Origin of the sequence: Mesorhizobium sp. M0077, from assembly GCF_040322955.1 — a bacterium.
In the GTDB taxonomy this organism is placed as follows: domain Bacteria; phylum Pseudomonadota; class Alphaproteobacteria; order Rhizobiales; family Rhizobiaceae; genus Mesorhizobium.
The window spans coordinates 11,591-24,189 of record NZ_JAMYUL010000012.1 but is presented as its reverse complement, the minus strand read 5'-3'; the positions used below and the strand labels follow the sequence as shown (position 1 = coordinate 24,189).

12 protein-coding genes are annotated in these 12,599 nt (G+C 64.1%); 10 read left to right on the top strand and 2 right to left on the bottom strand.

Features of this window, described 5'->3' with window-relative positions; genetic code table 11:
* Window positions 1-3: 3 nt before the first annotated feature.
* The 10 genes from NKJ57_RS21895 (at window position 4) to NKJ57_RS21850 (ending at window position 10,051) form a co-directional block, all read left to right on the top strand.
* Window positions 4-1,032 (top strand): ADP-ribosylglycohydrolase family protein, encoded by a 1,029-nt coding sequence (locus NKJ57_RS21895; RefSeq protein ID WP_352512556.1) that lies wholly within the window; start codon window positions 4-6, stop codon window positions 1,030-1,032.
* Window positions 1,029-2,003 carry a PfkB family carbohydrate kinase gene (locus NKJ57_RS21890; protein WP_352512558.1) on the top strand — a complete coding sequence of 325 codons (975 nt, stop codon included), beginning with the start codon at window positions 1,029-1,031 and terminating at the stop codon, window positions 2,001-2,003. Before NKJ57_RS21895 ends, NKJ57_RS21890 begins: the two co-directional genes overlap by 4 nt.
* 33 nt (window positions 2,004-2,036) lie before the next feature.
* Complete coding sequence (locus NKJ57_RS21885) at window positions 2,037-3,098, top strand: ABC transporter substrate-binding protein (RefSeq protein ID WP_352512560.1); 1,062 nt, start codon at window positions 2,037-2,039, stop codon at window positions 3,096-3,098.
* Between the two features lie 66 nt (window positions 3,099-3,164).
* On the top strand, window positions 3,165-4,034 hold the full coding sequence (locus tag NKJ57_RS21880) for an ABC transporter permease (RefSeq protein ID WP_023725441.1): 870 nt from the start codon (window positions 3,165-3,167) through the stop codon (window positions 4,032-4,034).
* Window positions 4,034-4,822: an ABC transporter permease gene (locus NKJ57_RS21875; protein WP_352512561.1), complete on the top strand. Its 789-nt coding sequence runs from the start codon at window positions 4,034-4,036 to the stop codon at window positions 4,820-4,822. The genes NKJ57_RS21880 and NKJ57_RS21875 overlap by 1 nt, the downstream gene beginning before the upstream one ends.
* On the top strand, window positions 4,822-5,889 hold the full coding sequence (locus tag NKJ57_RS21870) for an ABC transporter ATP-binding protein (protein WP_352512562.1): 1,068 nt from the start codon (window positions 4,822-4,824) through the stop codon (window positions 5,887-5,889). The genes NKJ57_RS21875 and NKJ57_RS21870 overlap by 1 nt, the downstream gene beginning before the upstream one ends.
* A 103-nt stretch (window positions 5,890-5,992) precedes the next feature.
* Window positions 5,993-7,081, top strand: coding sequence for a Gfo/Idh/MocA family protein (locus NKJ57_RS21865; RefSeq protein ID WP_352512563.1), 1,089 nt, complete (start codon window positions 5,993-5,995; stop codon window positions 7,079-7,081).
* Window positions 7,082-7,135: 54 nt separating this feature from the next.
* The gene (locus NKJ57_RS21860; protein WP_352512564.1) at window positions 7,136-8,050 is read left to right on the top strand and encodes a sugar phosphate isomerase/epimerase family protein; all 915 of its coding nucleotides are present in this window, start codon (window positions 7,136-7,138) and stop codon (window positions 8,048-8,050) included.
* Window positions 8,051-8,066: 16 nt separating this feature from the next.
* Window positions 8,067-9,161, top strand: coding sequence for a fatty acid desaturase family protein (locus tag NKJ57_RS21855; protein WP_023736018.1), 1,095 nt, complete (start codon window positions 8,067-8,069; stop codon window positions 9,159-9,161).
* A gap of 86 nt (window positions 9,162-9,247) precedes the next feature.
* A complete protein-coding gene (locus tag NKJ57_RS21850; RefSeq protein ID WP_023682254.1) occupies window positions 9,248-10,051 on the top strand; it encodes a 3-methyl-2-oxobutanoate hydroxymethyltransferase in 804 nt (267 codons plus the stop codon).
* Here NKJ57_RS21850 and NKJ57_RS21845 read toward each other — a convergent pair whose 3' ends face one another.
* Together NKJ57_RS21845 and NKJ57_RS21840 are read right to left on the bottom strand one after the other, a co-directional pair.
* A complete protein-coding gene (locus NKJ57_RS21845; protein ID WP_352512565.1) occupies window positions 10,052-11,560 on the bottom strand; it encodes an HAL/PAL/TAL family ammonia-lyase in 1,509 nt (502 codons plus the stop codon).
* Complete coding sequence (locus NKJ57_RS21840; protein ID WP_352512566.1) at window positions 11,557-12,558, bottom strand: ornithine cyclodeaminase family protein; 1,002 nt, start codon at window positions 12,556-12,558, stop codon at window positions 11,557-11,559. The genes NKJ57_RS21845 and NKJ57_RS21840 overlap by 4 nt, the downstream gene beginning before the upstream one ends.
* Window positions 12,559-12,599: the final 41 nt, after the last annotated feature.

Below are 12,599 nucleotides of genomic sequence, written 5' to 3'. Positions count from 1 at the left end.
GCGATGCCAGACAGCACCATTCTCGATCGCGCCATGGGCGCGCTTGTCGGGGGCGCGCTGGGCGATGCGCTCGGCATGCCGACACAGCTTCTGTCGCCGGCGCGGATCGCCGAGCTATACGGCCATGTCGAGGATTTCGTGGCGCCCTTCGCCGACCATCCGGTGTCGAAGGGGCTCGTTGCCGGCACCATCACCGACGATACCGAACAGGCGCTGCTGCTTGGTCGCATTCTGGTCCAGTCCGGCGACCGCTTCGACCATGCGCGCTGGGTGAACGCACTGCTCGACTGGGAGCGCGAGGTCAAGGCGCGCGGCAGCTATGACCTGCTGGGACCATCGACCAAGCGCGCCATCGACGCCATCAATGACGGCGTGCCGGCGGAAGAGGCGGGAAGCCGGGGCGACACCAATGGCGCGGCCATGCGCATCGCGCCGGTCGGCATCATGATGCCGCTGGAACCGCTCGATGGTTTCGTCGCCAAGGTGGCCGAGACCTGCCGTGCCACGCACAACACGTCGATTGCCATTGCTTCGGCCGCTGCCGTCGCTGCCGGTGTCAGCCACGGCGTCGCCGGTGGCGACTGGCGTGCCGCTTCCGACAGCGCGGTAGCAGCCGCGCGGCGAGGCGCCCGGCTCGGACATTGGGTGACTGGTGGCGATATCGCCGCGCGTATCGCCTGGGCGCAGGAGCTCGTGCGCGGCAAGACCATACGGGATGCGATCGGGCTCATCACCGATCTCGTCGGCACCGGTGTGGCCAGCCAGGAGTCCGTGCCGGCAGCTTTCGCCGTGCTTGAAGTCGCGCAGGGCGATCCCTGGCAAGCGGCAATCATCAGCGCCAATCTCGGCGGCGACACCGACACGATCGGCGCGATTGCCTCAGGCATGGCCGGCGCCTGCGTCGGCTTTTCGCAACTGCCGCAACAACACATTGCCGGGCTCGTCGGCATAGATATGGGGGAGGTGCGCTCGCTTGCCGAAGACCTCGTCGCGGCGCGCACGGCAAAGGCCAGCAAGGATGCCGCGGCATGAGTGGGCGTCTGGTCCATATCGGCAGCGCCGTCGTCGACTATGTCTACCGCATCGACGCCTTGCCGGCGCCGGGCTGCGAGAAGACCGCGTCGAGCTTTGCGCAGGTCGCCGGCGGCGGCTTCAACATGATGGTCGCGGCCAGCCGCACCGGCATGACGGTGGTGTTCGGCGGCCAGCTCGGCAGCGGACCGAATGGCGATTTTTTGCGCGCCGCGTTTGCGGCCGAAGGCATCATAACGCTGACGTCGCCATCGCCGGTCATGGACAGCGGCAATTGCGTCGCCATGATCTCCGGGGATGCCGAGCGCACCTTCGTGTCGTGGCCCGGTGCGGAGAGCATTCTCAGCCTCGAGATGATGAGGCCCGTGGTGGTCGCGTCTGATGATTGGGTGTTCACGTCAGGCTACACGCTGAGCTATCTCGGAAGCCACAACGCGCTGACCGACTGGATCGAGGCGCTGCCAGAAAACATTCCCTTCGTTTTCGATCCAACGCCGGTCATCGCGGATATCCCACGTCCCATCCTGTCGCGGGTGCTTGCCCGTACGACATGGCTGAGCTGCAACATGACGGAAGCGGTCGAGATCGCTGGGCAAGGCGATGTCGAGGCACTCGCCGCCCGGCTGCTCGCCGACCACTGCCCAAAGGCCGAAGGCGTCGTTATCCGCGCCGGCGCCAAGGGCTGTTTCGTGAGGTTGGTCAATGGCGAGACGCAGACCATTGCCGGCTTCAAGGTCGATGCCATCGACACCAATGGCGCCGGCGACACCCATATCGGCGGTTTGGTCAGTGCACTCTCGCGCGGCGTGCATCCCTTCGAGGCGGCGCGCTATGCCAATGCGGCGGCAGCACTTTCCGTCACCCGCCATGGCGGCTCATCGGCGCCGACCGACAGCGAGATCCAGACTTTCCTGAGCCAGGCCGCCACGGGCGAGCCGGGCCAGAACCAGAAGGCCCATCAGACAGCCTGACCCGCCAAGCGGGCAAACAAGAGAGGAACGAACATGCGCATGCCAAGACTGACTGCCCTGCTGAGGGCGACCGCCGTCATCACCTCCGCGCTCACGCTGGCCGCCAGTGCCGCCGAAGTGCATGTGCTCAACTGGAAGGGCTACGGCGCCGACGAGCCGTGGGCGATCGAAGCCTTCGAAAAGGCGACCGGCAACAAGGTCGTCAACGACTTCTTCAATTCCGAACAGGAAATGCTGACCAAGATCCGCACCAATCCGGGCCTCTATGACGTGGTCATGATCAACGCCGCCTTCAACGATCAGGCGATGGCGGAAAAGCTGATCCAGCCGATCGATACCTCCAAGCTGCCGAACTATGCCGACATCAGCAAGGACAAGGCGCAATCGCCGATGCTCGACCATGACGGCAAGGTCTATGGCGTGCCGTGGGTGTGGGGCCTGACGGCGCTGGCCATCAACGAAAAGTCCTTCGACAAGCCGCCGACCTCGATCGCCGAAATGTGGGACCCAGCGCATAAGGGCCGGGTCGTCATTCGCGACGACGCTGTCGAAGCGGTGCAGTTCGGCGCCATCGCCACCGGCCAGAATATCAACGACATCAAGGATATGGAAGCGGTCAAGGCGAAGCTGACCTCGCTGATGCCGCAGATCAAGACGTTCTGGAGCTCGGAGAACGACTGGAACCAGATGGTCGCCTCCAACCAGATCGACATCGGCACCTATTGGAGCGGCTCGGCCGACCGTGCCAAGACGCATTTCAAGCTGCCGGTCTCGCTGGTCGTTCCGCAGGAAGGCGCCGTCGCCTGGCTCGACGCGTTCTCGATCCCGGTGGGCTCGAAGAATGTCGAAGGTGCGCAGGCCTTCATCAACTGGATGATCGATCCGAAATTCTATGTCGAATGGGTCACCAAGGTCGGCGCTCCGGTGTCGGCCAACACCAAGGCGGTGGAAGCGCTGCCTGAAGACTCCTTCAACCGCAAGGTGATGGGCGATCCCGAGGTGGCCAAGCGCATCCAGTTCCAGGCGCCGATCAACGACGCGCAGCGCGAGGCCTATCTGGCGCTGTGGCAGCAGCTCAAGGTTGACGTGAAGTAACGCTCACGTCCGGACCAGCCGGCGGTTGGCGCCGGCTGGCCCTTCAATCCTGGGGAGGAGGGTATCATGGCAGTACAGGGTGCGGTCGCGTCGCGCAGCGGGCTGAGATCGGCCCTGCCGCTGCTGGCGCCGGCCTATCTCTGGCTGACGGTGGCGATCTTCCTGCCGCTCTCGGCCATGGTATTCTTCTCCTTCATGACCGACCTGCCGCTGTCGGGAAAGCCGTGGGCCTTGACCCTTGGCAATTACGCCGCCTTCTTCTCGCAGAGCCTGTACCTGACGCTGCTGCTCGCTTCGCTGCGGCTCGGCCTCGAAGTGACTTTGTGGTGCGTCGTCATCGGCTACCCCGCCGCCTATGTGCTGGCCAAGGTGCTGAAGGGGCGCAGCCGCGAGGCGATCTTCCTGCTGGTCATCCTGCCGTTCTGGTCGAACGGGCTGGTGCGCATCTTCTCCTGGGCGATGGTGCTGCGCGAGGGCGGCATCCTCGACACGGCGCTCAACGCCGTGCTGCCGTTCAAGATCAACATCGACCTGATGTATTCCTATCCCGCAATCATCATCGGCCTGGTGCACTCCTACGTGCCCTATATGGTGCTGACCTGCTATCTCACGCTGCAGGCAATCGACGACTCGCTGATCGAGGCCGGGCGCTCGCTCGGCGCCTCGCGGCTGCAGGTGCTGAAGCGGGTGATCATCCCGCTGTCTATGCCCGGCCTGGTGGCAGGTGCGGCACTGATCTTCGTGCCGGTCGTCGGCTCGTTCATGGAGCCGCGCATTCTCGGCGGCCGCACCGGCACCTTCTACGGCACGGTGATCGAGGACCAGTTCGTCGCCGTCTTCAACTGGCCGCTGGGGGCGGCGCTTTCCTTCATCCTGCTGGCGGTGGTGCTGGTGATCCTGGCGGTTGCCTCGCCGGTGCTGCGGAGGGCTGCTTGATGATGACGACCCGCATAATCGAAGGACTAGGCCGCTTCTACATCGGACTGCTGCTCGTCTTCCTCTATCTGCCGATCATCATCATGGCGCTGATGTCGTTCAACGTCTCGCCCTTCTACCAATTGCCGTTCGAATGGACGACGGAATGGTATGCCTCGCTCTGGCAGAACGACCAGCTGATCGCGGCCACCTGGAACAGCCTCGAGATCGCGGTCATCACCACGCTCATCTCAGTGGTGCTTGGCTCGGCCGCTTCGCTGGCGCTGTTCCGCTATGATTTCCGCGGCAAGAAAGTGCTGCAGGCGCTGCTGTTTCCGCCAATCGCCATTCCGTGGCTGATCACCGGCACGGCGATGCTGATCTTCTTCTTCGGCGTCGGCATTGGCCGCGGCCTGTTCGCCATCCTGCTCGGCCATGTCGCGCTGGCGCTGCCCTATGTCATCGTCGTCGTCTCGGCCCGGCTGCAGACTTTTGCACCGGAGCTGGAAGAGGCGGCGCGCTCGCTCGGCGCCAACCAGTGGCAGGTGACCGCGCGTGTGACGCTGCCGTGGATCATGCCCGGCGTCATTGCCGGCGGCTTGTTCGCATTTGCCGTGTCGTTCGACCAGTTTGTCGTCTCCTACTTCCTGGCGACGCCGGGGCAGACGACGCTGCCGGTCGAAATCTACGCCGCGATCCGCAAGGGGTTCACGCCCGAGATCAACGCGGTCTCGACCATCATCATTGTCGTGTCGATGGCGCTGATGCTGTTCACGGCGCGCTTCTTCAAATTCGGCGGAGAGAAATAATGGCCGGCGTGCAGGTATCGAACGTCTCCCGCAGTTTTGGCGCGCACAAGGCGCTGGACCACGTCTCCATCGATTTCGCCGATGGCGGTTTCTATGGGCTGCTTGGCCCCTCGGGCAGCGGCAAGACCACGCTGCTGAGGCAGATCGCCGGTTTCGATTTTCCGGATAGCGGGCGCATTTCCATCGGCGGCGAGAGCGTCGAACGGGTGCCGGTCGAAAAGCGGCGCATCGGCATGGTGTTCCAGAACTATGCGCTGTTTCCCAATATGAGCGTCGCCGATAATGTCGCCTTCGGCCTGTCGGTGCGCGGCGAAACGAAAGCGACGATCGCCACCGAAGTGCAGCGCGCGCTCGATCTGGTTCAGCTCGGCAAGCTCAGCGAGCGCCGGCCGCACCAGCTCTCCGGCGGCCAACGCCAGCGTGTGGCGCTGGCGCGCGCCATCGTCACCAAGCCGCGCGTGCTGTTGCTCGACGAGCCGCTCGGCGCGCTCGACAAGGCGCTGCGCGTCGACATGCAGATCGAGCTGAAGCGGATCCAGCGCGAGATCGGCATCACCACCATCTTCGTCACCCACGACCAGGAAGAGGCGCTGACGATGAGCGACCGCATCGGCATATTGCGGGACGGCAGGCTCGTGCAGGAAGGGCCGCCGGAGGAAATCTACGACCGGCCGAAGAGCGAATTCGCCGCCACCTTCCTTGGCGACGCAAACATTTTTCGCGGCGATGCGACCGGCAACGGCATCCGGCTGCCTGACGGCACGGCGATCGCCGCCGGGGTGGGTGATCGGCTTGCCGCCGGTACGAAGGCCAGCTGCGCCGTGCGTCCCGAACGCATTCGCATCGCGACCGATGCCGGAGTTGCGGATGCGGCCAATGCCAACGCTCTGAAGGGCCAGATCTCCAAGCGCATTTTCGCCGGCAACAACAGCACCTATTTCGTCGAGCGTGCCGGCCAGACGCTGAAGGTGATCGTCCAGAACACCGGCAATGACCGGCTGGCGGAAGGCCAGGATGTGGTGCTCAGCTGGTCGCCGGAAAGCACCGTGCTGATTGCTGCAAACTAGTTCGCACCGTCACCCCGTCATGGTTCTGATGGGAATTGATGGAGCGGACCTTGGCTGATGGGCCGGCCATGGCGTTATATCCTGTCGTCCAAGGGAGGAATGGATGGCAGGCCAGGGTTTCGAGCCGGATGTGAGGGTTCGCACCAGCGAATACCGGATCGGTTGCATCGGCGCCGGCATGATCATGGCCGAATGCCATCTTGCCGCCTATGCGCAGGCCGGTTTCTCAGTCGTCGCCATCGCTTCGCGCACCAAGGCCAGCGCCGAGAAGGTAGCTGCACGCTGGAGCATTCCGACCATCCACGACACACCGGAACAGCTGATTGAGGATTCTGAGGTCGAGATCGTCGACCTTGCCTTTCCACCCGACCAGCAGCCGGCGCTGATCCGCCATGCGCTGAAGCAGCCTCACATCAAGGCGATCCTGGCGCAGAAGCCACTGGCGCTGTCGGTCGATGAAGCCGTGAAGCTGCGAGACGAGGCAGCCAAGTCAGGCAAGATCCTCTCGGTCAACCAGAACATGCGCTACGACCAGTCGATGCGCGTCCTGAAGCAGATCATCGACAGCGGCGCACTGGGCGACATCGTCTTTGCGCAGATCGACATGCATGCGATCCCGCACTGGCAGACTTTCCTTCAGGACTACGACCGGCTGACGCTCGCCAATATGAGCGTGCATCATCTCGACGTGCTGCGCTTCCTGTTCGGCGATCCCTCGGAAATCGCCACGCTGACACGCAAGGACCCGCGCACTACATTCGAGCATAGCGACGGCATCACCGTCTCGACGCTGCGCTTTCCCTCCGGCGTGCTCGCCGTGTCGCTGGAGGATGTCTGGTCCGGACCGCGCCAGGAGGGCTATGAGGACGACCAGCACATCAACTGGCGCGTCGACGGCACCAAGGGTGTCGCCAAAGGCACGATCGGCTGGCCGAAAGGCGTGGCCTCGACGCTGACCTATGCCTCGACCGAGACGACCGGCGGCGAATGGGTCAGCCCGAGCTGGGACACGATGTGGTTCCCGCATGCCTTCATCGGCGTGATGGAGCAATTGCAGCATGCGGTGAAGACAGGCGCGCCGCCGGCGCTCTCCGTCGCCGATAACGTCAAGACAATGGCACTGGTCGAGGCGGGCTACCGCTCGATGGCGCAAGGCCGCACCGTCAAACTGTCCGAGATATCGATCGACTGAACATGCCGCCGAATAGTGTGGCGGCTGAATCGCTTACCGGGAGGAGTTCACATCATGATGCAGGCAGGTATCTTCACCGGCTATTTCCCCTATGAGCTCGCGGAGGCCGCCCGCCGCATCCGTGCACTCGGCTTCAACACAGTGCAGCTCGACATGCATTTCAGGGATGTCGATCTCACGGCCGGGCAGATCACCGGGAACAAGGCGAGGACAGTGCGCGACACGTTTCGCGACCACAATCTGCCGGTCTGCTGCATCTCGGGCTACACCAACATCATCCATCCCGACAAATCCCAGCGCGAGAAGCGCGTCGGCTATCTCAAGGAAATCATCCGCAATGCGCGCGACTTCGGCTCGCCCTACGTGATCTCGGAGACCGGCACCTACAACACCGAATCCGACTGGGTGCATCATCCCAAAAACAAGACCGAGGAAGGCTTCGAGGAATGCCGCAAGGTGATCTCGGATCTTGCCCAGACGGCTTACGACCATGGCGCGGTGTTCCTGCTCGAAACCTATGTCAACAATGTCGTCGGTTCGGTCGAGGAGACGGTCAAAATGTTCGCGCAGGTCGACCATCCGGGCCTCGGCCTGCTGATGGATCCGACCAATTATTTCGAGGCGCACAATATCGACCGCATGGACCAGGTGCTGAACCAGGTGTTCGACACGCTGGCCGACAAGATCCGCATCGCGCACGCCAAGGACGTCAAGCGCTCAGGCAGCGACAAGACCGAGAAGCATGCCGATATCGGCGACGCGGACGCGCATGAGGGGCTGACCTTCCGCGGCGTCGGCGAGATCGAGCTGCCGGCGCCCGGGCTGGGATCGCTGAATTACGATCTCTATCTGCAGCGGCTCAGTGAGAAGCACCCGAACATCCCTGTTATCATCGAGCATCTGACCGAGGACGACGTGCCGCGGGCGAAAACATTTCTCGACGGGAAGTTCCGCGCCAACGGGCTTTGAGGTAGGCGAGACGGTGATGGCGACGGCGGCCAAGACAAAGCGCGATTACGGCCTGGTCGGCGAAAGCACCCGCCGGGCGATCGAGACCGGGCTGGCCTCGGCCGAGTGGTATCACACCGACGTGCCGCGCAAGGCAATGAAGGAAATGATGCAGCGCTCCGACGGGCCGGCGATCCGCGATACAGTGATCTGGATCGCAGCCATCCTGGGCTCGGCCGCCGGCATCGTGTGGTTCTGGGGCACGTGGTGGGTGGTGCCGTTCCTGCTCGTCTATGGCGTGCTCTATGGATCGTCGAGCGACTCGCGCTGGCACGAATGCGGCCATGGCACCGCCTTCCGCACACGCTGGATGAACGATGCGATCTACGAAATCGCCAGCTTCATGGTGGTGCGCAATCCGGTGCAATGGCGCTGGAGCCATGCGCGGCATCACACCGACACGATCATCGTCGGCCGTGACGCCGAGATCGCGGTAATGCGGCCGCCAAATCTGGTCAAGGCGGCGCTTGCCTTCACCGGCATTCTCGATTTCCGTTATTCGCTGCCGATCCTGGCGCGCCAGGCGTTGGGCAAGCTGTCGGACGACGAAAAGAGCTACATTCCTGAGACCGAACAGGGCAAGGCCATCACGGCGGCGCGCTGGCATGTCGCCGTGTACGTTGCGACGATCGCCCTCGCGATCGCGCTGGGTTCATGGCTGCCGCTGGTGCTGATCGGCCTGCCGCGTTTTTATGGCAGCTGGCACATGGTTCTGACCGGCCTGCTCCAGCATATCGGGTTGGCCGACAATGTCGTCGACCACCGGCTGAACACGCGCACCGTCTACATGAACCCGGTCAGCCGCTTCATCTACTGGAACATGAATTACCACGTCGAGCATCACATGTTTCCGATGGTGCCCTACCATGCGCTGCCGAGGCTGCACGAGCTGGTCAAGCACGACCTGCCGGCGGCGAACCCGTCCATGTGGCATGCCTATCGCGAGGTCTGGCCGGTGCTGCTGAAGCAGCTGCGGTACGAGGATTATTTCCTCAAGCGCGAATTGCCGCCGACGGCGCGGCCCTATCGCGGTGAATTTCACGAGCTCGATATGTCGGCGGCGGCCGAGTAGCGAATAAACCACCCCGCCTTCTATCCGGCCTGTTATGGGGCCGGTAAGGTGACCGGGAAAAGCAACCAGCCAACAGGGACATCCCGATGAGCCGAAAGAGACCGACCGTCGCTGATCTGCGCGCCATGAAGGGCAAGCGCCAGCTGACCATGCTGCGCGTCCTGACCATGGACGAGGCCGAGGCTGCCGAGCGGGCAGGGGTCGATATCGTCTCGGTGCCGCCCGAGCTGGTGCTCAACCCTGAGTATCGCGATGCGGCGCCCAGCCTGTTCACCATGCCGGGCGAGAATTTTTATGAGATCGGCACGGCGGACGATTTCCTGCGCTGGGCGTTCCGGCTCTACAAGGCCGGCGCCGACGCCGTTTATTGCAGCGCCGGTTTCGCCACCGTGAAGCGGCTCGCCGACGACGCGATCCCCGTCATCGGCCATGTCGGCCTCATTCCGTCCCGCGCCACCTGGACCGGCGGCTTCAAGGCCGTCGGCAAGACCGCCGACACCGCCATGCAGATTTTTGAGGCGGTCAAGCAGTATGAGGCCGTTGGAGCTCTCGGCGCCGAGATCGAAGTGGTGCCGATCGAGGTGGCGAAGGCGATCTCGGAACGGACCTCGCTGATCATGCTGTCGATGGGTGCGGGCACCGGCTGCGACGCGCAATATCTGTTTGCCGACGATATTCTTGGCCAGAACCGGGGCCACATGCCGCGCCATTCCAAGGTCTACCGCAACTTCGCCGCCGAGTACGATCGTCTGCAGGCGGAACGCGTCGCGGCGTTTTCCGAGTACGTTGCCGACGTCGATAGCGGCGCCTATCCGGAAGACAGGCATGTCGTGCGCATGGATCCGGCCGAGCTCAGCCTGTTCATGAAACGGGTGGACGCAAAGGGCTGACTACTCGGCCTCCTTGCCGATCATCGCTGCACCTTGCCATGTTCCGTCGGCGAGCATGGCATGGAGTACCTCGGCATCCGTTCCCAGCGGCCGGTCCTCCCTCAGCATCGCCACATGCGCGCGCACCGCAGCATGGATCGCTGCGGTGCCGGGCGCCAGCTTGAGGCTATCGCGCAGATCGACGGCTTGCGCGGCGGCCATCAGTTCGAAGGCGATCAGCCGGCGCCATAGCGCGATCATTTCGGCGCATTTCGACACCGCCAGAGGGGTCTGCGTCGCATGGTCCTCGACGCCTTCGGACACGGGAAGGAAATCCAGCATCACCGGATTGGCCTTGTGGCGGATGCCGGCCAGGATTGCCGTTGCCGTCTTTTGCAGCGGCACGAAACCGGCCGAGGCGCCGCCGACCGGCGACAAATATTTCGGCAGGCCGTTGCGGCCGGAGCCGGCGAGCTGGATCAAGCGGGCAACGCTTGCCGCGGCACATTGCGCGATCCCCAGGCCGAGCGTCTCGAAGGCCAGTGCCAGCGATGCGGTGTGGAAATTGCCGGTCGACAGAACCAGCCCGTCATCGCCCAGCACCAGCGGATTGTCGGCGGCGGCATTGAGTTCGATCTCCAGCGCCAGCCGCGCCTGGTCGATCGCCTGGATCAGCGCGCCATGGATCGACGGCATGCAGCGGATCGACAGCGGGTCCTGCAAGGTGGTCGGCGTCGGCTCCTCGTCGCGGGCAAGCAGGTCGCGCAGGCCCTTGGCCGCGAGTTGCTGGCAGGCTGCCGGCCGCGCCAGATGCAGGCGCGGATCGAGGATGGTGCGGTTGGCGCCAAACCCTTCCATGGTCAGCGCTCCCGCCTGCTGCTGTTGCGCAAAGGCCGACAGCGCGTCGGCCAGTACCAACGCGCCAGTGCCGGCTGATACCGCCGAGGCGTTGATCAGCGACAGGCCGTCTTTCGGCGCCAGGCTGATCGGAGCCAACCGCGCCATCATCAACGCCTTGGCCGCCGGCATGCGCCGACCCTGATAGTCAGCTTCGCCGTCGCCGGTCAGCAGACGGGCGAGCGCCGCCATCAGCACGAGATCGCCGGCGCCGATCGAGCCCAACTGCGGCATTACCGGATGCACGCCGGCATTGAGCGCATCGACAAGGGCGGTGAAAGCCGCCGGCGAAATGCCGGAACCGCCGACTGCCAGCATCGCTGCGCGCGCAAGCATGGTCGCCCGCACCGCCTCTTGGGGCAACGGTTCGCCGACAGCGCCGCTTCGCCCTTCCAGCAACTGGCGCTGGAAGGTGCTGGCATCGCCCTCGACCGATGTGCCGAGATTGGCGCCGAGCCCGGTGTTGAGCCCATAGATTTGCTGACCGGACGCGGCGACCTGATCGAGCACTTTTCGCGCTTTGTCGAGCCTCTCGATGACAGCAGGCTCAACCTCCACCTTGCGGCCGGCGCGGGCGACCGCCGCGACATCCTCGACGCTGACGCCGGCGCCGGTGAGGACGAGCGCGCTCATGCGAAGCGCAGCCTCTGGCCGATGCCTTTATCAGCAGCCTTGGCCAGCATCGCCTTGCCCAGCGCAATGTCGGACAGCGACAGGCCGCGATGCCAGAACAGGATCGTCTCGTCGTCGCTCTGGCGTCCCGGCTTGAGACCGGCAGCGATCTGGCCGAGCTCGGCGTGCAGCGTGGTCTCGCTCAGCCTTCCGGTTTCGACATGAGCGCGCAGCGAGCCGAACTTGCCGCCCTTGCACTGGCCCCAATCGTCGACGACCATTTTCTGCATGATGTCGGTCAGCGACAGCTCCACCGCGCTCATCGTACCATACGGCACGACCAGTGCACCAGGCTTGATCCATTCGGTCTTGAGCAGCGGCTGCGGCTCCGGCAGCCGTGAGGCTTCGACGACGATGTCGGCGCCCTTGATGCAGCTTTCCCAGTCGGCAACCGCGGTGACTTTCTTGCCGAGATCGGCCGAGAGTTTGGCGGCGAAGCCGTCGCGGCTTTCCGGGCGGCGCGAATGGACGCGGATCTCGTCGAAGTCGAAGAGATGGTCGAGCAGGCGCACATTCCAGTAGGCGGTGCCGCGCGCGCCGATATGGGCCAGCACCTTGGAGTTCTTGCGCGCCAGATGTTTGGCGCCGATGGCGGTGACAGCGCCGGTGCGCATGTCGGTGATGGCGGTGGCATCGAGAATGGCGCGCGGCGTGCCGGTGCGCGGATCGAACAGATTGAGGATGCCGAATTCCGAGGGCAGGCCGTGCAGATAATTGTCGACATAATCGCCGACGATCTTCACGCCGGCCGTATCGAGCGGCGCGACGTAGCCGCGCAGCACATTGAAGTGGCCGTGGAAGGAGGGATCGGGCTCGAGATGGACGCGGGGCTCTATCACCGTCTGGCCGTTGCCTTGCGCGACAAGCCCGGCTTCGACGGCGGCGATGATTTCGCCATCGCTCATCTCAAGGGCTTCGATATCGAGAGCATTGAGGTAGTCGATATAGATAGGCTTCATGCAATGTCCTTGGCCGCCCGCCCATCCATAACAGGCTGCGA

Coding starts and splice junctions, on each gene's coding strand:
- NKJ57_RS21895 (WP_352512556.1), top strand. CDS start 4: ATGCCAGACAGCACCATTCTCGATCGCGCCATGGGCGCGCTTGTCGGG.
- NKJ57_RS21890 (WP_352512558.1), top strand. CDS start 1,029: ATGAGTGGGCGTCTGGTCCATATCGGCAGCGCCGTCGTCGACTATGTC.
- NKJ57_RS21885 (WP_352512560.1), top strand. CDS start 2,037: ATGCGCATGCCAAGACTGACTGCCCTGCTGAGGGCGACCGCCGTCATC.
- NKJ57_RS21880 (WP_023725441.1), top strand. CDS start 3,165: ATGGCAGTACAGGGTGCGGTCGCGTCGCGCAGCGGGCTGAGATCGGCC.
- NKJ57_RS21875 (WP_352512561.1), top strand. CDS start 4,034: ATGATGACGACCCGCATAATCGAAGGACTAGGCCGCTTCTACATCGGA.
- NKJ57_RS21870 (WP_352512562.1), top strand. CDS start 4,822: ATGGCCGGCGTGCAGGTATCGAACGTCTCCCGCAGTTTTGGCGCGCAC.
- NKJ57_RS21865 (WP_352512563.1), top strand. CDS start 5,993: ATGGCAGGCCAGGGTTTCGAGCCGGATGTGAGGGTTCGCACCAGCGAA.
- NKJ57_RS21860 (WP_352512564.1), top strand. CDS start 7,136: ATGATGCAGGCAGGTATCTTCACCGGCTATTTCCCCTATGAGCTCGCG.
- NKJ57_RS21855 (WP_023736018.1), top strand. CDS start 8,067: ATGGCGACGGCGGCCAAGACAAAGCGCGATTACGGCCTGGTCGGCGAA.
- NKJ57_RS21850 (WP_023682254.1), top strand. CDS start 9,248: ATGAGCCGAAAGAGACCGACCGTCGCTGATCTGCGCGCCATGAAGGGC.
- NKJ57_RS21845 (WP_352512565.1), bottom strand. CDS start 11,560: ATGAGCGCGCTCGTCCTCACCGGCGCCGGCGTCAGCGTCGAGGATGTC.
- NKJ57_RS21840 (WP_352512566.1), bottom strand. CDS start 12,558: ATGAAGCCTATCTATATCGACTACCTCAATGCTCTCGATATCGAAGCC.